We start from the raw sequence: 26,323 nt of genomic DNA, 5'->3' as shown, positions 1-26,323 counted from the left end.
CTCGTCAGGTTGAGTTAGCAGTAAAGATTCAGACCGCCAGTGTGCCCGAGTGTTACGACGCTGTCAGGCGATTGGCCCGCGCGGGTAACGTTTGAGCATCGCCAGTAGCTCTGCGCCGGGGATTGGCCGGTCGAACAGGTAACCCTGGCCCACGTCGCAACGATGCCGGCGCAGGAACGCCAGTTGCTCGGCGGTCTCGATGCCTTCGGCCACGACCTTGAGCTTGAGGTTGTGGGCCATGGCGATCACGGCGGAGGTGATTTCCATGTCGTCCTGGTTATCCGGGATTTCGTGGATGAAGCTGCGATCGATCTTGATGATATCGATGGGGAATTTTTTCAAGTAGCTCAGCGACGAGTAACCGGTGCCGAAGTCGTCCATGGCCAGGGTCAGACCGAAGCTTTTCAGCTGGTCGAGTTGCAGGCGCGTGTCTTCTGTGGCCTCCAGCAGCAAGCCTTCGGTCAGCTCCAGCTCCAGCAGGTTGGCCGGCAGCCGTTCTTCCTTGAGGATCGTGGCAATCGAGGCCACCAGGTCCGGGTCGGAGAACTGCTTGGGTGACAGGTTGATCGCCACCTGCAAGTTGCCCATGCCTGCGGCGGTCAACTGCCGGCTCATGCGGCAAGCCTGGCGCGCAATCCATTTGCCGATGGGGATGATCAGCCCAGTCTCTTCCGCCACGCTGATGAATTGGTCGGGGCGGATCATGCCCTTTTCCGGATGGTTCCAGCGTAACAGTGCTTCCATGCCCAGCAGGCGGCCGCTGCGCAGGCACAGCTTGGGCTGGTAGAACACGTCCAATTCGTTCTGGGTGAGGGCGCGGCGCAGGTTGTTCTCGACGAACAGCTTGTAGCTGGCCTCGGCGTTCAGCGCTTCGGTAAACACTTGTACCTGGTGTTTGCCGTTGGCCTTGGCCTTGTGCAGGGCCAGGCCGGCGTTGCGCATCAGGGTTTGCGGGTCGCGGCCATGCAGCGGCGCACAGGCCAGGCCCACGGAGCCGGTGACGCTGATCAATTGGTTGTCGACGAACATCGGTTTGTCGAGGGTCGCCAGCAGTTGGCTGGCCACCAGTTGGCCGGTCTCCAGGTCGGTATCGTCGAGCAACACCGCAAACTCGTTACTGGCAAAGCGCGCCAGGCTGCCGCCGGTACTCAGGCTATTGCGCAAACGGCGGGCGAGGCTGATCAACAGTTTGTCGCCGGTCTGGTGGCCGAGGCTGTCGTTGATGCGCTTGAAGTTGTCGATGTCCACCAGCAACAGGCTGATCGGGCTGTCGCTGTCACGTGCAAAGCGTTCATCGAGGTTGCGGATGAACGCCGGGCGGTTGCCCAGGTTGGTCAGGTTGTCGGTGTAGGCCAGGCGCTCGATGCGCTGCTGGGCCAGCTTGGTTTGGGTGATGTCTTCGTAGATGCCGATGTAATGCGTCAGCTCTCGGTTGTCGCCGTACACCTTGGAAATCGACAACTGGCCCCAGTAGGGTTCGAGGTTCTTGCGCCGGCTCTTGAATTCACCCTGCCAGCTGTTGCTCTTGGCGAGGCTCGACGGTGCGTCGAAAAGCAATTCGCTGAGGTTCTCCAGTGCCGGCAATTGCGCCAGGCGGTGGCCGTGGACTTCTTCGGCGCTGTACTGGGTGATCGCGGTGAAGCTCGGGTTGACGTACTCCACCACGCCGTCGCAGTTGACCAGCAGAAAGGCGTTGGCACTTTGCTCCACGGCGCGCTGGAACAGGTGCAGGGCGCTGGTGGCGGTGCGGCGGTTGTGGTTGTTGATGACTTGCGCGAACTGGTCCGCCAGCTCGCCGGCAAAGGCAATTTCATCGGCCTGCCAGGCGCGCGTGCAGCCGCTTTGTTCCAGGCACAGCACCCCGACTACCTGGCCATCGACGCGGATGCTTGCGTCGAGCATGGCGTGAATGTCTTTGTTCTCGGCCATTTCCCGGGTACGCGGATCGCGTAAGGCGTTGGTGGCGTCAATGGCGCGGCTGGTGTGCAGGGCTTCGAGGTAATCCGGGAAGCAGCTTGCGTCAATGGATTCGGGCAGGTGGTGCTGCTGGTCGTCGCGGTGGTAGGCCGAGATGGGCACCAGGCGTTGGCCTTCGAGGTTCCAGATGCTGGCGCAGTCGATCCGGTAGATGTCACAGGCGCTGCGGGTGATCAGCTCCGCCGCTTCTTGCAACGAGTTATGGGTGGTGTAGCGCTGTCGGGCCAGCAGCAGGATCAACTCCTGTTGGGCGCGCACTCGCTCCAGATGCTGCAGCTGTTCCTGTTGGGCGCGCTGGTTGAGCTCCAGGGCGATCTGCAGGCGACTGTTCTGGTTTTCCAGGTCTGCCGTGGGAACGGCAGTGGGGATTTCACTGAACAGGCCATCGACCACCATCAGGTAGCCGCGCAGCAGGTGGCGATTGTGTTGTTTGTAGGCTTCGCCCATTTCCAGCAGGCTCAGTGGGCCGTCGCTGGTGTGCAGGGTGTAGCGCACCAGATAGTGAGGGCTCAGGGCCAGTTGCTGCTGGATGGTGTCGTGCAATTCGTAGCGCGCCTGGGGCTCCATCAGGCTGGCATATGGCGTACCGATCAGGGCGCAAAGCTCGACGGCTGACAGGCCGAATTGGCGTTCGCAATTGGGGTCGAGGTAAAGAAGGGCCCAGCTTGCCTCATTAAGCCGCTCGAAACGCAGCATACCGAGGCGCGAAGGCACCGGTAACTGCGTCACTACCTCGGCCGCCATTCGGGCGACATCGGGCTGGCTTTTCATGGGGAGACTCACTTGAAATAACGCACTTGGCGCCGGGCTCACGCCCTCTTTTCGGTTGCCTGCGGCAAGGTTGCATCATGCGGCGCGGGCTGACAAGAGAGGATGAAGGCTAAGTGCTATAAGGGGGTTATCGGCCGCGTGAGGGGTTTCTTCAATCGGAGCGATGGAAGGTGTACAAACCTGTTTGTATTGTCCAAATTCAGGCGCGGAACGCAGGCAAAAAAAGCCCCGCCAAGTGGCGGGGTTGAGGTACGAGCGTGGCGCTCGAAAATCGTTGCCGCCAGGCCTCCTCGGTGCGGAGGAGGCCGCTGCGGCTTACAGCAGGATAGTGCGGATGTCGTTCAGCAGTTGGCTCAGGCGCTGCGTGAAGCGTGCAGCTGCGGCGCCGTTGATCACGCGGTGATCGTAGGACAACGACAGTGGCAGCATCAGCTTCGGTTGGAACGCTTTACCGTCCCACACTGGCTGGATAGTGGCCTTGGACACACCCAGGATCGCCACTTCCGGCGCGTTGACGATTGGCGTGAAGCCAGTGCCGCCAATGTGACCGAGGCTGGAGATGGTGAAGCACGCGCCTTGCATGTCGTCTGCGGTGAGCTTCTTGTCACGGGCCTTGGCAGCCAGCGCAGCAGCCTCAGCGGCAAGCTGCAGCAGGCTCTTCTGGTCGACGTTCTTGATGACCGGTACCAGCAGGCCTTCCGGGGTGTCGACCGCAAAGCCGATGTGTACGTATTTCTTGCGAATGATCGCCTTGCCGCTTGGCGCCAGCGAACTGTTGAAGTCCGGCAGTTCCTTGAGCAGGTGCGCACACGCCTTGAGCAGCAGTGGCAGCACGGTCAGTTTCACGCCGGCCTTCTCGGCCACGGCTTTCTGCGCAACGCGGAAAGCTTCCAGGTCGGTGATGTCGGCCTGGTCGAACTGAGTCACGTGCGGGATGTTCAGCCAGCTCGCGTGCAGGCTCGACGCGCCGATTTGCATCAGGCGGGTCATCGGCACTTCTTCGGTTTCGCCGAAGCGGCTGAAGTCCACGGTGCGGATTGGCGGAATGCCCGAACCACCGGTAGCGCCACCGGCAGCCGGCGCTTCCTTGGCTTTTTGCATCATGGATTTGACGTAGACCTGCACGTCTTCCTTCAGCACGCGGCCGTGAGGGCCGGTTGCCGACACAGCATTCAGCTCAACGCCGAATTCACGGGCCAATTGACGCACGGCAGGACCGGCGTGAACCTTGGCACCACTTGGCGCAGGTGCGGCAGCAGCAGGGGCCGGAGCGGCCTCAGCTTTTGCAGCAGGCGCAGGGGCGGCAGCAGCCGGAGCAGCTTCAGCCTTGGCAGCCGGAGCGGCGGCCGGTGCTGGAGCGGCTGCAGGCGCAGCGCCTTGTACTTTCAGCTTGAGGATGAAGTCACCGGTGCCGACTTCGTCTTCCAGCTTGACCGCGATGCTTTCCACCACGCCGGCGGCCGGCGAAGGGATTTCCATGGAGGCCTTGTCGGACTCCAGGGTGATCAGCGACTGGTCGGCTTCGACGGTGTCGCCGACCTTGACCAGCAGCTCGATGATCTTGGCCTTGCCCGACGAGCCGATGTCCGGGACGTGGATGTCCTGAACGCTGGCGGCGGCAGGTTCTGCAGCCGCAGGGGCTGCAGGGGCCTCGGCAGCAGCAGGTTTTTCAGCAGCAGGCGCGGGTGCGGCAGCGGCGGCAGGCGCCGCCGCAGGCGCTGCATCAGCAGCCCCTTCGATTTCCAGTTCCAGCAGTTCGTCGCCTTCTTTCAGGCGGTCGCCCAGCTTCACTTTCAGGCTCTTGACCACGCCGGCCTTGGGAGCAGGGATTTCCATGCTCGCCTTGTCCGACTCCAGGGTCAGGATGCTCTGGTCGGCTTCGACGGTGTCGCCGACCTTCACAAACAGCTCGATTACTTCACCTTCACCGCTGCCGATGTCAGGTACGCGAATGAGTTCGCTCACAAAAAGTCTCCTCAGCAGTCCAGTGGGTTGCGTTTTTCCGGGTTGATCCCGAACTTGACGATAGCGTCAGCCACCACCTTAGGTTCGATCTCACCACGGTCAGCCAAGGCTTCCAGGGCTGCCAACACCACGAAGTGACGGTCAACTTCGAAGAAGTGACGCAGCTTCTTGCGGCTGTCACTGCGGCCGAAACCGTCGGTGCCCAGGACTTTGAATTCCTTGGACGGGACCCACTGGCGAATTTGTTCAGCAAACAGCTTCATGTAGTCGGTGGACGCGATGACCGGACCTTTACGGCCGTTCAGGCATTCTTCGACATAGCTCAGTTGTGGCTTCTGGCCTGGGTGCAGGCGGTTGTTGCGCTCTACGGCCAGGCCGTCGCGACGCAGTTCGTTGAAGCTGGTAACGCTCCACACGTCAGCGCCGACGTTGAACTCGTCACGCAGGATCTTCGCCGCTTCACGCACTTCACGCAGGATGGTGCCGGAGCCCATCAGTTGTACGTGGTGCGCCGCTTCCTTGGTGTCTTCTTCGAGCAGGTACATGCCCTTGATGATGCCTTCCTCGACACCGGCCGGCATGGCTGGCTGCTGGTAGGACTCGTTCATCACGGTGATGTAGTAGAAAACGTCCTGCTGCTCTTCGGTCATCTTCTTCATGCCGTCCTGGATGATCACCGCCAGCTCGTAGCCGTAGGTTGGATCAAAGGTGCGGCAGTTCGGGATGGTGGCAGCCAGGATGTGGCTGTGACCGTCTTCGTGTTGCAGGCCTTCGCCGTTCAGCGTGGTACGGCCGGCGGTGCCGCCGATCAGGAAGCCACGGGTACGGCTGTCGCCTGCTGCCCACGCCAGGTCGCCGATACGCTGGAAGCCGAACATCGAGTAGAAGATGTAGAACGGCAGCATCGGTTGGTTGTGGCTGGAGTACGAAGTACCGGCAGCGATGAAGGAGCTCATGGCGCCCGCTTCGTTGATGCCTTCTTCGAGGATCTGGCCCTTCTTGTCTTCCTTGTAGAACATCACTTGGTCTTTATCGACTGGCTCGTAGAGCTGGCCGACGGAGGAGTAGATGCCCAACTGACGGAACATGCCTTCCATACCGAAGGTACGGGCTTCGTCCGGGATGATCGGCACGATGCGCGAACCGATTTCCTTGTCCTTGACCAGCTGCGCGAGGATCCGCACGAAGGCCATGGTGGTGGAGATTTCACGGTCGCCCGAGCCGTCCAGGATAGCCTTGAGGGTATCGAGTGGCGGTGTAGGAATGTCGAAGGACTTGGCGCGGCGCTGTGGCACGAAACCGCCCAGTGCGGCACGACGCTCGCTCAGGTAACGGGCTTCGGCGCTGTTCGGCTCCGGCTTGAAGAACGGCAGGTTTTCCAGCTCTTCGTCCTTGACCGGGATGTCGAAGCGGTCGCGGAACAACTTCAGGCTGTCGACGTCGACTTTCTTGGTGTTGTGCGCTGTGTTCTTCGCTTCGCCGGCACCGGTGCCATAACCCTTGATGGTCTTGGCCAGGATGACGGTGGGTTGTTCTTTGTGGTTGACCGCTTCGTGGTACGCCGCGTAGACCTTGTACGGGTCGTGGCCGCCACGGTTGAGCTTCCAGATCTCGTCGTCGGACAGGTCGGCAACCATCGCCTTGAGTTCAGGCGTGTTGAAGAAGTGTTCACGTACGAACGCGCCGTCTTTGGCCTTGTAGTTCTGGTACTCGCCGTCGATGACTTCGTCCATGCGACGTTGCAGGATACCGTCGACGTCCTTGGCCAGCAGTGGGTCCCAGAAACGGCCCCAGATGACTTTGGTCACGTTCCACTGAGCACCGCGGAACACGCCTTCGAGTTCCTGGATGATCTTGCCGTTGCCGCGAACCGGGCCGTCGAGGCGCTGCAGGTTGCAGTTGATGACGAAGATCAGGTTGTCGAGCTTCTCGCGGCCGGCCAGGGAGATAGCGCCCAGGGATTCCGGCTCGTCGCACTCGCCGTCGCCCAGGAAGCACCAGACTTTCTGCTTGCCTTCAGGGATGAAGCCACGGGCTTCCAGGTACTTCATGAAACGTGCCTGGTAGATCGCTTGAATTGGACCCAGACCCATGGAAACGGTCGGGAACTGCCAGAAATCAGGCATCAGCCAAGGGTGCGGGTACGACGACAGGCCGTTACCGTCCACTTCCTGGCGGAAGTTGTTCATGTGTTCTTCGGTGATGCGGCCTTCCATGAACGCACGGGCGTAGACGCCTGGGGAGGTGTGGCCCTGGAAGTAGATCAGGTCGCCGCCGTGTTCGTCGGTCGGGGCCTGGAAGAAGTAGTTGAAGCCGATGTCATACAGGGTTGCGCTGGAAGCGAAGCTGGAGATGTGACCGCCCAGGTCCGAATCTTTCAAGTTCGTGCGCATTACCATCGCCATGGCGTTCCAACGTACCAGCGAGCGAATGCGGCGTTCCATGAACAGGTCGCCAGGCATGCGTGCTTCGTGGGTAACGGGGATGGTGTTGCGGTATGGCGTAGTGATGGCGTAAGGCAGTTGCGAGCCGCTGCGGGTCGCGAGTTCGCCCATACGGGTCATCAGGTAGTGAGCACGGTCTTCGCCTTCTTTGTCGAGAACCGATTCCAGGGCGTCCAGCCATTCCTGGGTTTCGACGGGATCGAGGTCTTGCATGGCTTGCTCCAGGGCGGAAAGGCTACCAGAATCGGTTGCCTGAAGTTTGCGACTGGCCTTGTGGGCAGACGACATAAATTCTTGGATGGCCGAAGGTTGCTTCGGCGTCCTGTAGTTTTACTACAAATCGTCGGCCATTTCAGCCTTTCGAATGTATATACGAGTAGTAAAACTACACAAGACTGAGCGTATGGCTCGGTCTGGCTGGTGAGCATAATCGTTATTGTTGATCTTTTGCGAACAAGAAAAGGTAGAAGTTTAATGTTCCCTGCCAACAACTATGAATTTTCAGCTATTTATAACCTTTGTTCGACAGTCCTTCATGTAGCGCCGGTATCACGTCCACAGCAACAAGCCATTTACGCGCCGATCAAGGATAGACCATGAGCCTGCCAACACTGGCCGAACTGCCGGCCATTCTCTTGCCAAAAGCCCAGCGGGCCGAGCAGTCATTTCGTGACGCCGTGGCCGCGCTGGACGACGATCATGGACTTTCTGCGTGGACGCCGCAACGGTGGGCCGACTTCACCCGCGTGTGCGCCGCCAGTGATTTCGTGATTGAACAGAGTGTTCGTGACCCTTTGATGTTGCTCGAACTGGTGGCCTGGGGCGAGTTGGACCGTGGTTTCGCGCCCGGCGAGCTGTGTGGGCAGATTGCTGGCGCCGTGCAACAAGCAGAAACAGAAGACCAACTGGGCCGTGTCCTGCGTCGCCAGCGCACGCGCCAGCAGGTGCGCATCATCTGGCGCGACCTGACCCGCCAGGCTGACCTGGTGCAAACCTGCCGTGACCTCTCCGACATGGCCGATGCAAGCATCGACCAGGCTTACCAGTGGCTGTACCTGCGCCATTGCGTACAGTTCGGCACGCCTACCGGGCGGCGCAGCGGCGAGCCGCAGCACATGGTGATCCTCGGCATGGGCAAGCTCGGTGCGGTGGAGCTGAACCTCTCGTCGGATATCGACCTGATCTTCGCCTACCCTGAGGGCGGCGAAACCGTCGGCGTCAAACGCGCCCTGGACAACCAGGAATTTTTTATCCGCCTTGGTCAAAAATTGATCAAGGCCCTTGACCCGATGACCGTCGACGGCTTCGTATTCCGCGTCGATATGCGCCTGCGTCCTTATGGTTCGGCGGGCGCGCTGGTGCTCAGCTTCAACGCGCTGGAACAGTATTACCAGGACCAGGGGCGTGACTGGGAACGCTACGCCATGATCAAGGCGCGCGTGGTTGCCGGCGACCAGGTGGCCGGTGCGCAACTGCTCGACATGCTGCGGCCCTTCGTTTACCGCCGTTACCTGGACTTTTCCGCCATCGAAGCGCTGCGCACCATGAAGCAGTTGATCCAGCAGGAAGTGCGGCGCAAAGGCATGGCCGACAATATCAAGCTGGGCTCGGGCGGCATCCGCGAAGTGGAATTTATCGCCCAGGCATTCCAACTGATCCATGGCGGCCGCGACCTCAGCCTGCAACAGCGGCCGCTGCTCAAGGTGCTCGGCACGCTGGAGGGCCAGGGTTACTTGCCACCGGCGGTGATTGCCGAGTTGCGCAATGGCTATGAATTCCTGCGTTACACCGAACATGCCATCCAGGCGATCGCCGACCGCCAGACGCAAATGCTCCCGGACGACCCGGAAGATCAGGCGCGCATTGCCTTTATGCTGGGGTTCGCCGACTGGGCCGCGTTTCATGAGCGCCTGATGTACTGGCGCGGGCGGGTGGACTGGCACTTCCGCCAAGTCATTGCCGATCCAGACGAAGAAGAGGGTGAAGAGAGCGAACTGGTCGTGGGCGGTGAGTGGTTGCCGCTGTGGGAAGAATCCCAAGACGACGAAGCTGCGTGCCGCCAATTGGCCGAAGGCGGCTTCAGCGATGCGACCAAGGCCCTCAAAGCGCTGACCGGCCTGCGCAACAGCCCGCAATTGCGTGCCATGCAGCGCCTGGGCCGCGAACGCCTGGATGCATTTATCCCGCGCCTGCTCGCCCAGGCCGTCGAACATGCCAACCCGGACCTGGTGTTGGAGCGCGTGTTGCCGCTGGTGGAAGCCGTGGCCCGGCGCTCCGCCTATCTGGTACTGCTCACGGAAAACCCCGAAGCCCTGCGTCGCCTGTTGACCCTGTGCGCCGCCAGCCCGTGGATCGCCGAGCAGATCACGCGCTTCCCGTTGCTGCTCGACGAATTGCTCAACGAAGGCCGCCTGTTCAAGCCACCGTTGGCGCCGGAGTTGGCCGCCGAGCTGCGCGAGCGCCTCACGCGTATCCCCGAAGATGACCTTGAGCAACAGATGGAAGCCCTGCGTCACTTCAAGTTGGCCCACCGCCTGCGCGTGGCCGCGTCGGAAATCGCCGGCAGCCTGCCACTGATGAAAGTCAGTGACTATCTCACCTGGCTCGCCGAGGCCATCCTCGAGCAAGTGCTGGCCCTGGCCTGGCGCCAGACCGTTGCGCGCCACGGCTCGCCGCAGCGGTTGGACGGCACCCTGTGCGATCCTGGGTTCATCATTGTCGGTTATGGGAAAGTCGGCGGGATCGAACTGGGGCATGGTTCGGACCTGGACCTGGTGTTTATCCATGACGGCGACCCGCAGGCTGAAACCGATGGCGCCAAGCCGATCGACGGTGCGCAGTTTTTCACGCGCCTGGGCCAGCGCATCATTCACCTGCTGACCACCCAGACCAACTCGGGCCAGCTGTATGAAGTGGACATGCGCCTGCGACCTTCCGGCGCGTCCGGGCTGTTGGTCAGTTCATTGGGCGCATTTGATCGTTATCAACAAAATGAAGCCTGGACCTGGGAACATCAGGCCCTGATCCGCGCGCGGGTGCTGGTCGGCAGCCAGGACGTGGGCCAGGCGTTCGAGCAGGTGCGGGCTAAAGTATTGGGGCGCGAAAGGGACTTGGCGAAGCTGCGCCAGGAGGTCAGCGAGATGCGCGCGAAAATGCGTGACAACCTGGGCACCAAGGCCACGACGGCCGGCACCGGCGCCAACGCCTTTGAAGCCACGGCGGCGTTCGACCTCAAGCAGGACGCCGGAGGTATCGTCGATATTGAATTTATGGTGCAATACGCGGCTTTGGCGTGGTCTGCGCAACATCCATCGTTGCTGCGCTACACCGACAATATCCGCATTCTGGAAGGCTTGGAGCAGGTGGGTTTGATGCCCGCCGCCGATGCCCATTTGCTGCGTGAGGTGTATAAGGCCTACCGTTCCGCTGCACACCGCCAGGCCTTGCAGAACGAGGCCGGTACGGTGGCCGGGGATCAGTTCGCCGACGAACGGCGCCAAGTGATGCGAATCTGGCAGGCGCTGGGGTTGAGCTGAAACACTATTAGGGCGGGGAGGCATAAGCCTCCCCGCATCGTTTGTGGAAACTACATGAATATTCTGATCGTTGGGCCCAGTTGGGTCGGTGACATGGTGATGGCGCAGACACTGTTCCAGTGTTTGCGTATGCGCTACCCGGACTGCCAGATCGACGTGCTCGCCCCCGAGTGGAGCCGGCCGATCCTCGAGCGCATGCCCGAGGTGCGCAAGGCCTTGAGCTTTCCGCTCGGCCACGGTGCCCTGGAACTGGCGACCCGCCGTCGCATCGGTAAATCCCTGGCGGGGCAATACGACCAGGCAATCCTGCTGCCCAACTCGCTCAAATCGGCGCTGGTGCCGTATTTTGCCGGCATCCCCAAACGCACCGGCTGGCGTGGCGAGTTTCGCTACGTGCTGCTCAATGATGTGCGCACGCTGGACAAAGCCCGCTACCCGCTGATGATCGAACGCTTCATGGCCCTGGCGTACGAGCCGGGCGCCGAGTTGCCCAAGCCATACCCGCGCCCCAGCCTTCAAATTGACCCGCTGAGCCGCGACGCGGCCCTGGCCAAGTTCGGCCTGGCACTTGATCGTCCGGTCCTGGCGCTGTGCCCCGGCGCCGAGTTTGGCGAGTCCAAGCGCTGGCCGTCGGAGCACTACGCCAAGGTCGCCGAGGCCAAGATCCGCGAAGGCTGGCAGGTGTGGCTGTTTGGTTCGAAGAAGGACCACCCGGTGGGTGAAGACATTCGCCAGCGCCTGATCCCCGGTCTGCGCGAAGAAGCGGTGAACCTCAGCGGCGACACGTCCCTGGCCGAGGCCATCGACTTGTTGTCCTGCGCCGATTCGGTGGTGTCCAACGACTCCGGGCTGATGCACGTGGCTGCCGCGCTGAACCGCCCGCTGGTGGCGGTATACGGTTCCACCTCGCCGGGGTTCACCCCGCCATTGGCCGACCAGGTCGAAGTGGTACGCCTGGGCCTGGATTGCAGCCCGTGTTTTGATCGCACCTGCCGTTTCGGCCACTACAACTGCATGCGCCAGTTGCTGCCGCAGCCGGTGAACGAGGCCTTGCAGCGGTTGCAGGGCTCTGCGGTCGAGGTCCGATAGTTTGCGCGTACTGGTAATCAAGACCTCATCCCTGGGCGACGTGATCCATGCCTTGCCGGCACTGACCGATGCCGCGCGGGCGATCCCCGGCATTCAATTCGACTGGGTGGTGGAAGAAGGCTTCGCCGAGATTCCCACCTGGCATCCGGCGGTCGACAAGGTGATCCCGGTGGCGATCCGCCGCTGGCGCAAAAACCTTTGGCAGACCCTTAAAAGTGGCGAATGGCGGCGTTTCAAGCAACGCATCCAGTCGACCAAATACGACTTGGTGATCGACGCCCAGGGCCTGCTCAAAAGCGCCTGGCTGACCCGCTATGTGCGGGCACCGGTGGCGGGTTTCGACAAGCACTCGGCCCGCGAGCCCATCGCCGCGCGCTTCTATTCCCGGCGCCTGGCCGTGGCCCGTGGGCAACACGCAGTGGAGCGCCTGCGCCAGTTGTTTGCCGTCGCCCTCGGCTACGACTTGCCCAAAGGCCTGGGCGACTATGGCCTGAGCGTCGACAAACTGCTCGGCCTGCCGCCGAAAAAACCGTTCGTGCTGCTGCTGCACGGCACCACCTGGGACACCAAGCATTGGCCCGAAGCCTATTGGCGTGAGCTGGCCGAACGCATGGGGCGACTGGGCGTGGACGTGAAGTTGCCGTGGGGCAACGCTGATGAAAAGGCCCGCGCCGAGCGCCTCGCCCAGGGCCTGCAAAACGCTGAAGTACTGCCCAAATTGAACCTGGCCGGTGTCGCCCGTGTATTGGCCGGCGCTCGTGCTTGTGTGGCGGTGGACACCGGTCTCGGTCACCTCGCTGCCGCGCTGGATGTGCCGACCATTTCCCTGTTCGGCCCTACCAACCCCGGGCTCACCGGCGCCTACGGCAAGGGCCAGATTCATCTGGCGAGTGACTTCCCCTGCGCACCGTGCCTGCAAAAACACTGTACCTACCAACCGACGGCCGACGACCTGCGTCGGTTCGACCTCAAGCGCGAGTCGCCCCTGTGCTTCACGCGCCTGAACCCTGAGCGTGTGGCCAGCCGACTGAGCACGTTGTTATTGGCTGAGGAGCTGCACTGATGCAACTGGCTTTTGTTCTGTACAAATACTTCCCCTTCGGTGGCCTGCAGCGTGACTTCATGCGCATCGCCCTGGAGTGCCAGCAGCGCGGCCATCAGATTCGTGTGTACACGCTGATCTGGGAAGGCGACATCCCGCCCGGCTTCGAAGTGCTGGTGGCGCCGGTCAAGGCGTTCTTCAACCATCGGCGCAATGAAAAGCTCAGCGCCTGGATGGAAGCCGACCTGGCCAAGCGCCCGGTTGATCGTTTGATTGGCTTCAACAAAATGCCCGGCCTGGATGTGTACTACGCCGCCGACGGCTGCTTTGAAGACAAGGCGCAAAACCTGCGCCACTCGCTCTACCGCTATTTTGGTCGCTACAAGCACTTCGCCGAGTACGAGCGTGCGGTGTTCGCCAAGAACGCCAAGACGGAGGTCTTGATGATTTCCGAAGTGCAACAGCCGCTGTTCATCAAGCATTACGACACGCCGCTGGAACGCTTCCACCTGCTGCCGCCGGGCATTGCCCAGGACCGCCGTGCGCCGCCGAATGCCGCCGAGATTCGCGAGGGTTTCCGCCAGGAATTCAACCTCGGCGACGACGACCTGCTGCTGGTGCAAATCGGCTCGGGCTTCAAGACCAAAGGCGTCGACCGCAGCCTCAAGGCCGTGGCCGCGCTGCCGTCTGAGCTGAAAAAACGCACGCGCCTGTTTGTAATCGGCCAGGACGACCCCAAAGTATTCCAACTGCAAAGCGCGACGCTGGGGCTGGGGGACAACGTGCAGTTCCTCAAGGGCCGCAGCGATATCCCGCGTTTCCTGCTGGGCGCCGACCTGTTGATCCACCCGGCGTACAACGAAAACACCGGTACCGTATTGCTCGAAGCCCTGGTGGCCGGGTTGCCGGTGCTGGTCTCGGCCGTGTGTGGGTATGCCCACTACATTGCCGAAGCCGACAGCGGCCTGGTGCTGGACGAGCCGTTCGAGCAGAGCCAGCTCAACCAGTACCTGACGCACATGCTCACTGACACTGCACAGCGCGCGGCCTGGAGCCGCAATGGGTTGGCCTTTGCCGAGACGGCCGACCTCTACAGCATGCCGCAGCACGCTGCGGATGTGATTCTGGCGGAGCCAAAACGATGAAATTGATTCTTGCCGAACCGTTCAAGACGTTGTGGGCCGGGCTTGATGCCTTTGCCGAAGTCGAGAAACTGCAAGGCCAGGTCTTCCGTGAGTTGGCGGCGCGTCGCACGTTGCGCACCGAGGTCGCTGGCCGCCCGTATTTTGTGAAAATCCACCGCGGCATTGGTTGGGCGGAAATCTTCAAGAACCTGATCACCGCCAAGTTGCCGGTACTGGGTGCCGGCCTGGAGTGGGACGCCATCCACCGCTTGCAGGCGCTTGGCGTACCGACCATGACCGGCGTGGCCTTCGGCGAAAAAGGCAGCAACCCGGCAGACCAGCACTCGTTCATCATCACCGAAGAGCTGGCGCCGACCATCAGCCTCGAAGACGTGACCCTTAACTGGGTCGCCGAACCGCCAACACCTGCGTTGCGCCACGCCCTCACGGCCGAGTTGGCGCGCATGGTCGGCGACATGCACCGGGGTGGCGTCAATCACCGCGATTGCTACTTGTGCCACTTCTTGCTGGACACCTCCAGCCCCATTGATGCGAACAACATCAAGCTGTCGGTGATCGACCTGCACCGCGCCCAACTGCGTGCCCATCTGCCGTTGCGCTGGCGCGACAAGGACCTGTCCGCGCTGTACTACTCGGCGCTGGAGATCGGCCTGACCCGTCGCGACAAACTGCGCTTCCTCAAGGGTTACTTCCGCCAGCCATTGCGCCAGATCCTGGCCGAGCAATCGGCATCGTTGAGCCTGATGCAGCGCAAGGCCGACAAGCTGTATGCGCGCAAGCAACGTTATGGGGACGCGATCTGATGGCGGGTTGGAACCTGGAACCTGCTTACGCCACCCTGGCGGATGATTTTGGAAGCCTCGAAGCGGTATTCGCCCTGCAAGGCGAGCGGCTGACCCGCGACCCGTTGTCGGAAGTGATCCGCGTGGAGCGCGGCGGGATCAATTACTACGTCAAACGCTACACCGGCGCCGGCAAGGGCCTGCGGCGTTACCTGGGCAAGCCGCGGGTCAAGTCCGAATGGCAGAACCTCAAGCGTTTCGCCAAGTGGGGCATTCCCACCGCTGACGTCGTGGCCTGGGGGCTGGAGCGTAAGGGCCTGGCCTACGAACGCGGCGCGATGATCACGCGCGAGTTGCCGAAAACCGAAGACCTTTCGGTATTGGCCGAGCGTAACGATGCACGCCTGCGGGACCCCAAGTGGGTCGACGCGGTGAGCCGCCAGCTCGCCGAATACACGCGCACCATGCACGATCACCGCTTTACCCATAACGACTTGAAGTGGCGCAACCTGCTGATCGACGACCAGTCCACGCTGTACCTGATCGATTGCCCCAACGGCGATTTCTGGCGCGGGTTCTGGCTCAAGTACCGTATCACTAAAGACCTGGCCTGCCTGGACAAGGTGGCCAAGTATCACCTGTCCGCCACCCAGCGCCTGCGCTTCTACCTGCAGTACCGTCAGAGCCGGCACCTGAGTGCGTCGGACAAACGGCGTATTCGCCACGTGGTGAAGTTTTTCGAGGGACGCGAATGAGTGATTTCCTGGCGGCTGAAGACCGTGCGCTGCTGGAGCGCAACGGCCTGGCGACGTTCGACGCCTTGTGGGCCAAGCAGCTGGAGGCGGTGGACGAGCCCAATACCAGCGGTGGCGGCTGGAGCAGTGTGTTTCGCCTGGAGCTCGACGGCCACGGCTACTACCTCAAGCGCCAGAGCAACTACCTGACGCGCAGCCTGCACCGTCCGTTTGGCGAGCCGAGTTTTTCCCGCGAATTTCGCAATATCAGCCGTTACCGCACCCTTGGCATTCCAGCGTTGCAGGCGGCGTTCTACGGGGAGCGCAAGGTCGCTGGCGAGCACCGCGCGATGCTGCTGACCCGCGCGCTCGACGGTTGGAATGACCTGGATTCCTTGCTGGAGCAGTGGTCGCAACTGAGCGACGCCCAGCACCGTGCAATCCTGCTGGCCTGCGGCCAACTGGCACGCCGGCTGCACAGCGTCGGCCAGGTGCACGGCTGTTTTTACCCCAAGCACATTTTCCTGCAGGCGACCGGTGACGGTTATGCCGCGCAATTGATCGACCTGGAGAAAACCCGCCCGTTGCTGTTTGGCTGGCGTGACCGGGTCAAGGACCTCGAGCCGCTGTTGCGCCGGGCGCCGCAGTGGTCGGACGCGCAGGTGCGTCAGCTGTTGGCCGCTTACCTCGATCAGCCTGAGGACAGTGCACTGGTCGGCAGTTGGCTGCAGCGCCTGACGGCCCGACGTAGCCACAAGGAGAACCGTTGATGCGCCTGTCCGAGCTGAAAAGCGCCGGCCGCACCCCGAGCCTGCCCCTTACCCTGGACCTGGCGGATGCCGCAGGCCCTGGCCAACTGCAACTGCTCAGCCTGCTGCGCGTGTTGCCGGGCGAGCGGTATGTCGGCGCAGCGGTATGGCGCGGGCGTCCGGTACTGGCCAAGTTATTGGTGGGCAGCAAGGCCGCGCGGCACTTCCAGCGTGAACTCAGCGGCGTGCGTTTGCTGGCCGAGCAAGGCCTGACCACGCCATTGTTGTTGGCCGATGGCTTGCAGGAAGGCGAGGGTGGCTGGCTGCTGTTCGAATTCATCGAGGGCGCCGAGAGCTTGGCAGATGCCTGGCACGCCGTCGAAGCGTTGCCGCCGTTGGCTGACGAACAAACCGCCGTGCTGGCTGAAGCGCTGGGTGCGATTGCGCAGATGCACACCAAAGGGCTGTGGCAGGAAGACCTGCACCTAGACAACCTGCTGCGCCAGAACGGCAAGCTGTATTTGATCGACGGTGCCGGGATTCGCGTCGAAGAGGCTGGCAAGCCGCTGTCGCGCAACCGCGTGCTGGAAAACCTCGGGGTGTTTTTCGCTCAGTTGCCAAAAAACCTTGAGCCGTTTACCGAAGAACTGCTGGTGTACTACCTGCTGAGCAACGGCGAGCACGCCCTGCCGCTGGAAGCCCTGGAGAAACAGGTGCGCAAAGTCAGCGCCTGGCGCCTCAAGGACTTTTTGAACAAGACCGGCCGCGAATGCACGCTGTTCAGCGTGGTGCGTGGCGCCTTTGCTTTGCGCGCGATTCGTCGTGAAGAAGCGCCGGCGATGTTGCCGGTGCTTGAGCAGGCCGATGCGCTGCTGGACCAAGGCCATTTGTATAAAACCGGCGGCGCCGCCAGCGTCGCCAAAGTCGAAGTTGCTGGCCGGCCGCTGGTGATCAAGCGCTACAACATCAAGGGTTTTGCCCATTGGCTCAAACGTTTCTGGCGCCCGAGTCGAGCCTGGCATTCCTGGCGCGAAGGCAACCGCCTGGCGTTCCTCGGTATTGCCACGCCAAAGCCGCTGGCCGTGCTGGAGAAGCGCTTTTTCTGGCTGCGCAGCCGCGCGTACCTGATCACCGAATACCTGCCGGGCCCGGACATCATCGAACGCTTCGCGCCGTATGTTGAAAGCGGTGAAGCGCCGGAAAACGAACTGCAGGCGCTGGATCACCTGTTCGCCGAATTGATCCGCGAGCGCATCAGCCATGGTGACTTCAAGGGCCACAACCTGTTCTGGGACCAGGACCGCTGGTCGCTGATCGACCTTGATGCGATGTGCCAACACACCTCCGCCGCCAGCTTCGCCCCGGCGTATGCCAAGGACCGTGCGCGGTTCATGCGTAATTGGCCTGAGAGCAGTGCGTTGTATCAACAGATTGATCAGCGCTTGCCTAAGCAGATCACCGGACCCCTGTAGGTGCCGCAGCAAGGCTCAAGGGCCTCATCGTCTACCACTGTAGTGAGCGGGCTTGCCCCGCGCTGGGTGGCGAAGCCGCCCTAATAAAACCGCCGCGTTTTTTCAGCAAGACCGAGGTGCTTGGGTTTGGGGCGGCTTCGCCACCCAGCGCGGGGCAAGCCCGCTCACTACAGGATGCTCGTGCTCCCATCAAAAGATGTGTAGGTACCTATGCTCATCGCCTGCAAGTGTTGCGTGAGCAACAGTCGGTGGGCAGTTGTGTCCAAGAACGACAGTCTATTTTCATCCAGGGTTTTTATATCGTTGATTTAATGCGATAAAAATCCTGGCACGGGCTCTGCAATGTCACTGGGTGAACCCTTTCACCGGTGGCTCAGGAGCCCTGTATGCCTTCCAGCCTTTCCTCGTTTTCCCGTTTGATCTGCCTCGGCGCCGCGCTGTTGTTGAGCGGCGCGGCCTATGCCGCAGACGGTGACGACACCGTGCCGTCCCTGGCCGGCAAGCGCATCGCTGTGAGCATGACCGGCACCAGTCACTACTTCGATATCAAGGCATTCCAGGCGCAGGTCGATGAGATCAAGCGCCTGGGCGGCACGCCGATCACCCTTGATGCCGGGCGCAACGACAAGAACCTGGTGACGCAGCTGCAAACCGTGGTCACCCAGAAGCCCGACGCGGTGATCCAGACCCTCGGCACCCTCAGCGTGATCGATCCCTGGCTCAAGCGCATCAGCAAGGCCGGCATTCCGCTGTTCACCATCGACGCGCCGTCGCAATACAGCCTCAACAACACCACCTCCGATAACGTCGCCACCGGCAAGGCGCTGGCCGATCAGCTGATCAAGGACGCCGGCGGCAAGGGCAAGATCCTGGTGTTCAACGGCTTCTACGGCGTGCCGGTGTGTGCGATCCGTTATGACCAGTTGAAGCTGGCACTCAAGGACCACCCGCAGTTGGAGATCATCCAGCCCGAGTTGCGCGATGTGATCCCCAATACCGTGCAGGATGCCTATTCCCAGGTGTCGGCGCTGCTCAACAAGTACCCGGCGGGCAGTGTTTCGGCGATCTGGTCGGCGTGGGACATCCCGCAGTTGGGTGCGAGCAAGGCGTTGATCGATGCCAAGCGTACCGAGATCAAGACCTATGGCGTCGACGGCACCCCCGAAGTGCTCGCGCTGCTCGGCCAGACGAACTCGCCGGTCGGTGCAGTGGTGGCGCAACAACCGGCGCTGATCGGCAAGACCGCCGTGCAGAACGTGGCGCGTTACCTGGCCGGGCAACGTGACTTGCCCAAGGAGACCCATGTGGCCACGTTGCTGACCACCGCCGACAACCTGGCGCAGGTCCAAGCACTGCGGGGTGACTAATGGCGGCGTTGCACCTGCAGAATCTGCACAAACGCTTTGGCGCCACGCTGGCGCTGGACGATGCGAGCCTCAAGGTCGAGCGCGGCACCATCCATGGCCTGGTCGGCGAGAACGGCGCAGGCAAGTCGACGTTGATCAAGGTGCTGGCCGGCATCCACAAGGCCGATGCCGGGCAGGTGAGTATCGACGGTCAGTCGTACGCCGCACTGTCACCGCGTCAGGTCGACGCATTGGGTGTGCAGTTCATCCATCAGGAGCGCCTGTTGCCAGCGAGTTTTACCGTGGGCGAGGCGTTGTTTTTCGGCCATGAACTGCGCCGTGGGCCGTTTGTGGATCGGCGTCGACAGCAGCGTGAAGCCGATCGTTTGCTGGCCGAATATTTTGATGTGCAGCTGCCTGCCGGCGCGCTGGTGGGCGAGCTGAACAGCGCCGAGCGCCAGGTGCTGCAAATTACCCGGGCGTTGATTCGCCAGCCCAAGATCCTGGTGTTCGATGAACCCAGCGTCGCGCTGGTCAAGCGCGAGGTCGACCAGTTGCTGCGCATCGTCAAGCGCCTGCGCGACCAAGGCCTGTCGATTCTGTACATCTCCCATTACCTGCAGGAAATCGACAGCCTGTGCGATGAGGTCACGGTGCTGCGCAATGGCCGCGATGTGGCGGTGGTGCAGCCTCGGCATACGTCCAGCGCCGAGATTGCGCGGCTGATGGTCAACCGCGAGGTGCAGGAGATGTACCCCAAGGTGAAGGTCGAGCTGGGCGAGCCGTTGTTGCAAGTGCGCGGGTTGAGCCTGGCGCGGCGCTACCGGCAGATTGACCTTGAAGTGCGCCGCGGTGAAATCGTCGGCCTGACGGGGCTGGTGGGGTCGGGCGCCAAGGCGTTGTTCAAGACCCTGTTTGGCGTCGAGCAGGCTGACAGTGGCAGCGTTCATCTGCACGGGCGGTTGCTGCGCCTGCGCTCGCCAGGCCAAGCGATTGCCGAGGGCATTGCCTTGGTGCCCGAGGAGCGTCGTAGCCAGGGGATTGCGCCGGTTCTGTCGGTGTTGGAAAACCTCACGCTGGCGGGGCTGGGCCGGTTCAGCCGCTGGGGCTTGTTGAGTCGCGCCAAAGAGCAGGCGGAAAGCTTGCGGCTGATGGAGGAATTGGCAATCAAGGCGCCGGGTCCGCACGCGGCGGTCAGCCAGCTCAGTGGCGGCAACCAGCAGAAGGTTGCCTTGGGGAAATGGCTGAGCCGTCGCTCGGCCGTGTACCTGCTCGATGAGCCGTGTGTGGGCGTGGATGTCGGCGCCAAAGTCGAGATCTATCGTTTGATCGGGCGCCTGGTGGAGGAGGGGGCGGCGGTGTTGGTGTTGTCGTCGGACTTGCCCGAATTGCTCGGGATCAGCGATCGCATCCTGGTGCTGCATCGCGGTGAGATGGCCGGTGAGTTTCGTGCGGGAGAAGCCGACAGCGACCAGTTGCTGGCGTGTGCCACCGGCGCTGTACCGGCCGCCGCTACGCCGGTGCGGGAGGTCGAGCATGCTTGAAGCCATACTGCGACGAGGTTCGGTGGGGGTGTTTCTGGCGATTCTAGTGGGGTTTGCCGTGGCGGCGCCGAATTTCTTGTCGGTGGGCAACCTGGCGAATGTGTTCAGCCAGTCGGCGATTCTTGGTGTGCTGGCCTTCGGGTTGACCTGCGTGATCATCGGCGGAGGTTCGAACGTAGTCTCCGGTGGGCTCGACCTGTCGCTGGCGGCCAACCTGGGGTTGTGCGCGGCGGTATTCAGCCGTCTCAACAATGCCGGCCTGGAGCTCTGGCTGACCGTGCTGCTGACCCTGGGCTGCGGCCTGGCGGTCGGCCTGCTCAATGGACTGGCCGTGGTAGTGCTGCGTTTGCCGCCGCTGTTGGCGACGCTGGCGAGCATGAACGTGCTGGCCGGGCTGGAACTGGTGTTGACCGAAAACACCGTGGTGTCCACTGACTCGCCGCTGCTGGATGTGCTCAGTGGCGGCACTGGGTTAGGTGTGCCTGCCTTGGCATGGGTGCTGTTGGTAACGGCGGCGCTGCTGACCTTGCTGATCCAGCATTCGCCCTACGGGCTGCGCCTGCACGCCGTCGGCGAATACCCCCAGGCGGCCGAAGCGGCGGGCATTCGTGTGCCTGGCTATGTGCTGTCGAGTTACCTGCTGTCGGGACTGTCTGCTGCCGTGGCGGCGTTGTGCTCGGCGGCGTTTTTCAGCGGCAGTACCACCGGGTCGGGCGACATGCTGTTGTCGGTGGTGGCGATTGCGTTTCTTGGCGTGGTGTTTTCCCGCCGGCTGGTGGCGAGTATTCCAGGCACGTTGCTGGCGGCGCTGTTGATCGGGTTTCTGATCAATGGCTTTCAACTGCTTAACCTGTCGAACTTCTGGGTCAATGGTGTGCAGGGCGTGTTGATCTTGTTGGTGGTCGCGGCGTCCAGCGCGCTGAACCGGGGAGCGACGGCATGAACCTGCGCGCCTGGTTACCGCTGACATTACCCCTGGTGTTCGCGCTGATCGTCGGCGTGTTTGCGTTGCAGGCGCCGGGCTTCCTCAGCGCCGGTAACCTGCAAAGCCTGGTGTTGAACAATTTCGTGTTGCTGGCGATTGTGGCCATCGGCATGACCTACGCCGTGGCGGCCGGCGGCATTGATCTGTCGGTGGGCACGGCGTTGGACTTCGCCAGTTTCAGCTTTGTGGTGCTGCTCAATGGCGGGCATGGCTGGGCGTTTGCCGCGACCGGTGCGTTGCTTGCCGCGCTGCTGGTGGGCCTGGTGAACGCGGGGCTGATCGCCGGGCTGCGGATCAGCCCGTTCCTTGCCACCCTGGGCACATTGTTCATCGGCACCAGCGCCCAGCAATTGCTCTCGGACGGGGGCCAGCCCATCTATATCGTCCAAGGTCTGAAACCTGAACTGACGGGGCTGGCGCCGTTGTCGATCGTGTTGGGGCTGGCGCTGTTCTACGGTGTGGCACTGGCGCGCGGACGCCTGGGGCGGGAGCTGCTCGCACAAGGTACGCAGCCGCTGCTGGCGTATTACTCAGGGTTGTCGGTGCGGCGTATCGTCACCGTCGTGGCCTTGGCCACTGCGTTGGCGTGTGGGGTGGGCGGGGTGCTGCTCAGCTCAACGGTCAGCGCCTATGTGCCGCTGTCCGGCAACGCATTTTTGCTCAACGCGATTGGCGCGGTGTTCATCGGCACAACCCTGAGCCGACAAGGTCGGGCGAATATTCCAGGGACCCTGCTGGGCGTGCTGTTCATCAATGTAATCGCCAACGGCCTGCTGCTGATTGGCTGGAATTTCTACTGGCAGCAGGTGGCGACCGGTGTGCTGATTTTCGGGGTGTTGACCTTCAGCTTTGCCAGTCGGCGCCTGCTTGAGCGCTATTGATCGGCGCTATTGTGCGTTGACCAGCGTCGTGCGGGTTGTGTATTTGCCCTTGACGACGTCCTGTTGGGTGAAGAAATACCCGTAGTCCTGCAGGTACATGACGGTGTTGGTCGCCTGGTAGTTATCACCCGTCGTGGTGCAATTGAGCGCCTTGGCAGTGCCACTCAGCGCCGAGTTGATGTCGCTGGCCGGCACTTCGCGTGCTACCACACACGTCGCGTCGCGTGACAGCACGCGGTCCTCTTCAGCCGTGTTGCGATTGAGCTCTTTGAGCTTGAACCCCAGCGTTGTCCCGATCGGCATGTGCTTCCAGTCGCCGCTGAAACTGAGTTGCTCAACCGTGCTGGCGGCCGAGACGTTCATCCCGCGCAGTTCAAATTCGCTTTGGAAGGTGAGGCTGAACAAGCCTCTGAATGTCGTGATCTTGGCACTTGAGGATGGGGTGGCACGGCGGAGTTTAAGCAGGTTGTTCCCCGCCCCGGGCTCAATGAACACCTCAGTGCGCAAGCTGGAGGAGCCCAATTCGCGCTTCTCCACAAGGTGGTGCAGAGGCTTGGCTGGGGCGGGCATGCCCAGTGCGGAGATCGCCTCCGTCACCGTTGCCGGGACAGGCGCGGGTGTCAGGGTTTGCATGAGCTTGGTGCGCGTAACGGCTACCGGCAGCTGCGCTGCTGTTGGCGAGCACGCGGCCTTGAGCAGGGTCCGGGTGTCCGCCTCGGCGGTGCTGAAGGGCTGGTCGATGGGAACGGCTACCACGTTGCCGAAGGTCACGGTGTTTTTCGGCGTGAGGCTGAAGGCGGCCAGGGTCCGATAGGTCTGGCGGCTGCAACTGACCTCCCAGTGCAGGCGGGTCTGGGCATACGGCATTTTTTTGAGTGTATTGATCAGAATGAGCGGCTCATCGTAGGCGCCCCAGAACTCGATTTTCTCGCCCACGGTCTTGAGGCTGGCACGGTCGATCAACAATTGGCGTTGGGTGTCTGTCGTGCTGACGAGGCGCCAGTCCGGGCGCGGCGTGCGAGCGCACGCGTCGGTAAAGCTGGCGTTCTGTTGCAGTTCGCCGATCACTTCCGGCGCCAGGTTGCGCATGACGGTGATGCGCGTGGGCTGGCCATCGGCACCTGGGGTGCCGGGGGCCTCCATATACAACAGGCTCCCGCTCGGGGTGGCACAGGACGCCTGAAGCTGTGCGATATCCGGCACGGCGACATTGTCGGTCAGCGTGACGTGAACCTGGTAACTGAGGTCGTCGCCGTCACGCATGACCGAGTCGGCCAGCAGCGGCTTCTTGAGCATGTCTTTATACGGGACCTCGGCCGTGCCGCCGGGCTTCATGCCTTGCACGCCACAACCGCTGAGCAGGCCCAGGGCGACGATAACCGCGATGTGTTTCATGAGCGTTCCTTGCAGAGAAGACAGTTGATCAGGGGCTTTCGACCGCCCGCAGGGTTTCTTGTGCGGGTGCACTGATCAGAATGAGTACTCCGCACCGGCGCCTGCATACCAGGAACGCCCTGGCGCCGCTTCGTAGTAGCGGTTGTTGCCGTCGCCGACGATCACTGAGCCGACGTACTGGCGGTCGAGCAGGTTATCCAGGCGCAGGGTCTGGTGGAAGGTCCAGTGTTCCACCTTCTGTTCGAAACGGGCGCGCCAGTTGAATACGCTGTAGGCCGGTGCGGCGTGCTGGCTATTGGTGTCCTCGACGTAGACCTTGCTGCGGTACAGGCCTTCGATGGCAGTGCTGACCCAGTCGCGGGGTTTCCAGTTCAGCTCGGCGAACAGCGTGGTTTGCGGCACGCCGGGCAGGTAGTTGCCCTTCTCGACGGCGGTGCTGCCGCCGCTGACGAAGTCACTGTCGTAGGTGGCTTGCAAGCGGGTGTAGGCGAGGTTGGCGGACCACTGTTCGCTGAGTTGGCTTTCGACGCCCAGTTCGAAGCCGCGACGCAGGGTGCGGCCGGCGTTTTGGTAAGTGGTACGGCCGCCGCTGGATTGCTGTACCACCAACTCGTCTTCGGTGGTGATTTGGAAGATGGCGGCGTTGACGCGGGTGTCCTGTCCGACCCGCGCCTTCACGCCGATTTCATATTGTTTGCTGACCGATGGCTTGAGCGCGAAGTTGAAACCGTTGACGGTGCTGGAATACGCCGATTCGGCCTGGGTTGGGGTTTCGAAACCCTTGCCTGCGCTGACGTAACCGTGCAAATCCTCGGTGAAGGCGTACATAACGCTGACCGAAGGAGTGTTCTTTTGGTACGTCTTGCTGCCGCTGTCGTTACCGTCGCTGAGAAAGTGGTCGTCCACCTCCATTTCCATGGTGCTGTGGCGCAGCCCTGCTTGCAGGGTCCAGTCACCCAGCAGCCAGTTGGCTTGAACGAATGGGTCGAGGCTGGTGGCGGTGTCGATTTCGTCACGGCCCAGGGCACCTTTGACACCCTGCACACCGTTGACGGTGTTGGAGTAGCCTTGGCGATCATCCTCGCTGCGGTCGTAATCGAGGCCAGCAATCAGCGTCAGATCGCCAGGAGCGCTGGTGATGGGTTGAAGCCAGTGTATGGAGCCGCCGTAGAACTTACGGTCAAAAGCCACCACGCCGCCACGGGCGTTCGCAGGGTTGATCGCGCCACTGGTGGGAAACCTATCGGGAATCGACAAATACTGAATCACACTCCGCCGCCCCGTATACCCATTCACCTGCAACGTCGCATCCCCGAAATAGCGCGCGTAATTCATGCCCAATTGCTGGTGATCGATGCTTTTACGCGTGTTGTACGTCAGCGCGTTGGCACTCGCCGAGCGCGGATCAGCCTTGTACGCCGCCCACGTCTGCCCCAGCGGGTCCTGCGTGCCGTTCTGCTCCAGGCTGCTGTAGATCAGCGCCAGCTTGCTGTCGTCATCCGGGCGGAAGTTGAGCTTGGCAAAGGTCTGGTCTCGCCGCGCGCTGCTGTGGTCGCGATAGCCGTTGGTGTCCATCCGCGAGGCGTCCAGCACGAAACCTGCGCCGTTGGCGGCGCCTTCGGCGGTCAGGTGGTTTTTGTTCAGGCCGTCGCTGCCCACCAGGGTCTCGGCGCCGATACGGGGCGAGCCTTCGCCGTCGCGGGAGAACATCTGGATCACGCCGCCGGCATTGCTGCCATACAAGGTGGCTGCCGGGCCGCGCAGCACTTCGATACGTTCGGCGGTGTCGAGGTTGAACGTGGCTGCCTGGCCCTGGCCATCCGGGGTGCTGGCGGGAATACCGTCGGCGATCAGCTTGAGTCCGCGCACGCCGAAGGCCGAGCGGGCGCCGAAGCCACGGGAAGAAATCTGCAGGTCCTGGGCATAGTTCTGACGGTTCTGCACCACCAGGCCGGGCACGCGGGACAGGGCTTCGGAGGCGTTGATGCCCAATTGGCCGTCGCTGATCTGCTCGTGGCTGATGCCGTCCACCGAGTAGGGCAGATCGAAGGTCGGGCTGGCGCTGCGCGAGCCGGTGACGACGCTGGGGTCGAGGATCAGGGCTGTGTCGTCTGCCTGGGCGGTGTCGCACAAGGCGAGCAGGCTGGGCAACAACAGGGTAAGACGGGTGAGGTTGTTCATGAGTCAGCCGGAATCCGTGGCGCTTAGTGTGTAAACGCGCAAAAGGTCGCGAGTTTAGTGAGTCAGGCGATTTTTATCATTTAGGAATCAGCCTACGGTGCGAATCGGTGCTTTTACACCAACGATGTAAGCCTGATAGACCTCGGTGCCGGTGCCGTCCCTATCATCGCCATCGAATTCGTGGCCTCCGGCGTGCTGGACACGCTGGTGCTGCCCTACACGATCTACCGTCAAAACAAGGACGGCAGCATCGAGATCTTCCGCTAGTCCCTCTTGACGCTTGCC

The 26,323-nt window shown here is 62.1% G+C and carries 17 protein-coding genes and 1 pseudogene; 13 read left to right on the top strand and 5 right to left on the bottom strand.

The window, feature by feature from the left end; translation table 11 throughout:
* Positions 1-63 precede the first annotated feature (63 nt).
* The 3 genes from BM403_RS11560 to aceE all read right to left on the bottom strand — a co-directional run bounded on the left by BM403_RS11560 (position 64) and on the right by aceE (position 7,370).
* Positions 64-2,748, bottom strand: a complete 2,685-nt coding sequence (locus BM403_RS11560; RefSeq protein ID WP_012721858.1) for a putative bifunctional diguanylate cyclase/phosphodiesterase — start codon at positions 2,746-2,748, stop codon at positions 64-66.
* Positions 2,749-3,063: 315 nt separating this feature from the next.
* Positions 3,064-4,713 (bottom strand): dihydrolipoyllysine-residue acetyltransferase, encoded by a 1,650-nt coding sequence (aceF, locus tag BM403_RS11555; RefSeq protein WP_065945559.1) that lies wholly within the window; start codon positions 4,711-4,713, stop codon positions 3,064-3,066.
* Between the two features lie 11 nt (positions 4,714-4,724).
* Complete coding sequence (aceE, locus tag BM403_RS11550; RefSeq protein WP_012721860.1) at positions 4,725-7,370, bottom strand: pyruvate dehydrogenase (acetyl-transferring), homodimeric type; 2,646 nt, start codon at positions 7,368-7,370, stop codon at positions 4,725-4,727.
* A 383-nt stretch (positions 7,371-7,753) separates the two neighbouring features.
* Here aceE and glnE point away from each other — a divergent pair, with 383 nt between their 5' ends.
* The 12 genes from glnE to BM403_RS11490 all read left to right on the top strand — a co-directional run bounded on the left by glnE (position 7,754) and on the right by BM403_RS11490 (position 22,462).
* Complete coding sequence (glnE, locus tag BM403_RS11545; RefSeq protein WP_093542860.1) at positions 7,754-10,693, top strand: bifunctional [glutamate--ammonia ligase]-adenylyl-L-tyrosine phosphorylase/[glutamate--ammonia-ligase] adenylyltransferase; 2,940 nt, start codon at positions 7,754-7,756, stop codon at positions 10,691-10,693.
* A 54-nt stretch (positions 10,694-10,747) separates the two neighbouring features.
* Entirely contained in the window at positions 10,748-11,782 is a 1,035-nt protein-coding gene (waaF, locus tag BM403_RS11540; RefSeq protein WP_046033895.1) for a lipopolysaccharide heptosyltransferase II, read from the top strand.
* Position 11,783: 1 nt separating this feature from the next.
* Positions 11,784-12,845: a lipopolysaccharide heptosyltransferase I gene (gene waaC, locus BM403_RS11535; RefSeq protein WP_046033896.1), complete on the top strand. Its 1,062-nt coding sequence runs from the start codon at positions 11,784-11,786 to the stop codon at positions 12,843-12,845.
* Entirely contained in the window at positions 12,845-13,969 is a 1,125-nt protein-coding gene (locus BM403_RS11530) for a glycosyltransferase family 4 protein (RefSeq protein ID WP_093542858.1), read from the top strand. The genes waaC and BM403_RS11530 overlap by 1 nt, the downstream gene beginning before the upstream one ends.
* Entirely contained in the window at positions 13,966-14,772 is an 807-nt protein-coding gene (gene rfaP / locus BM403_RS11525; protein WP_012721865.1) for a lipopolysaccharide core heptose(I) kinase RfaP, read from the top strand. Before BM403_RS11530 ends, rfaP begins: the two co-directional genes overlap by 4 nt.
* Positions 14,772-15,506 carry a lipopolysaccharide kinase InaA family protein gene (locus tag BM403_RS11520; protein WP_012721866.1) on the top strand — a complete coding sequence of 245 codons (735 nt, stop codon included), beginning with the start codon at positions 14,772-14,774 and terminating at the stop codon, positions 15,504-15,506. Before rfaP ends, BM403_RS11520 begins: the two co-directional genes overlap by 1 nt.
* Positions 15,503-16,255, top strand: a complete 753-nt coding sequence (locus BM403_RS11515; protein WP_093542856.1) for a lipopolysaccharide kinase InaA family protein — start codon at positions 15,503-15,505, stop codon at positions 16,253-16,255. The genes BM403_RS11520 and BM403_RS11515 overlap by 4 nt, the downstream gene beginning before the upstream one ends.
* Entirely contained in the window at positions 16,255-17,706 is a 1,452-nt protein-coding gene (locus BM403_RS11510) for a lipopolysaccharide kinase InaA family protein (protein WP_093542854.1), read from the top strand. The genes BM403_RS11515 and BM403_RS11510 overlap by 1 nt, the downstream gene beginning before the upstream one ends.
* A gap of 386 nt (positions 17,707-18,092) precedes the next feature.
* A complete protein-coding gene (locus BM403_RS11505) occupies positions 18,093-19,073 on the top strand; it encodes a sugar ABC transporter substrate-binding protein (protein ID WP_093542852.1) in 981 nt (326 codons plus the stop codon).
* On the top strand, positions 19,073-20,596 hold the full coding sequence (locus BM403_RS11500) for a sugar ABC transporter ATP-binding protein (RefSeq protein ID WP_093542850.1): 1,524 nt from the start codon (positions 19,073-19,075) through the stop codon (positions 20,594-20,596). Before BM403_RS11505 ends, BM403_RS11500 begins: the two co-directional genes overlap by 1 nt.
* Entirely contained in the window at positions 20,589-21,539 is a 951-nt protein-coding gene (locus BM403_RS11495) for an ABC transporter permease (protein WP_046033903.1), read from the top strand. Before BM403_RS11500 ends, BM403_RS11495 begins: the two co-directional genes overlap by 8 nt.
* The gene (locus tag BM403_RS11490) at positions 21,536-22,462 is read left to right on the top strand and encodes an ABC transporter permease (RefSeq protein ID WP_012721870.1); all 927 of its coding nucleotides are present in this window, start codon (positions 21,536-21,538) and stop codon (positions 22,460-22,462) included. Before BM403_RS11495 ends, BM403_RS11490 begins: the two co-directional genes overlap by 4 nt.
* A 6-nt stretch (positions 22,463-22,468) precedes the next feature.
* Here BM403_RS11490 and BM403_RS11485 read toward each other — a convergent pair whose 3' ends face one another.
* Together BM403_RS11485 and BM403_RS11480 are read right to left on the bottom strand one after the other, a co-directional pair.
* Positions 22,469-23,857 carry a hypothetical protein gene (locus BM403_RS11485; protein ID WP_093542848.1) on the bottom strand — a complete coding sequence of 463 codons (1,389 nt, stop codon included), beginning with the start codon at positions 23,855-23,857 and terminating at the stop codon, positions 22,469-22,471.
* A gap of 75 nt (positions 23,858-23,932) precedes the next feature.
* Positions 23,933-26,038, bottom strand: coding sequence for a TonB-dependent receptor family protein (locus BM403_RS11480; RefSeq protein ID WP_093542847.1), 2,106 nt, complete (start codon positions 26,036-26,038; stop codon positions 23,933-23,935).
* Between the two features lie 153 nt (positions 26,039-26,191).
* Between BM403_RS11480 and BM403_RS11475 the strand changes: the two are divergent.
* Positions 26,192-26,305: pseudogene (locus tag BM403_RS11475) on the top strand (YceK/YidQ family lipoprotein); the annotation flags it as partial.
* Positions 26,306-26,323: the final 18 nt, after the last annotated feature.

It is taken from the genome of Pseudomonas sp. OV546, assembly GCF_900116845.1.
Taxonomy (GTDB): Bacteria; Pseudomonadota; Gammaproteobacteria; order Pseudomonadales; family Pseudomonadaceae; genus Aquipseudomonas; species Aquipseudomonas petroselini.
Note: the sequence above shows the minus strand (reverse complement) of the source record. Positions and strands in the feature narration are given on the sequence as shown.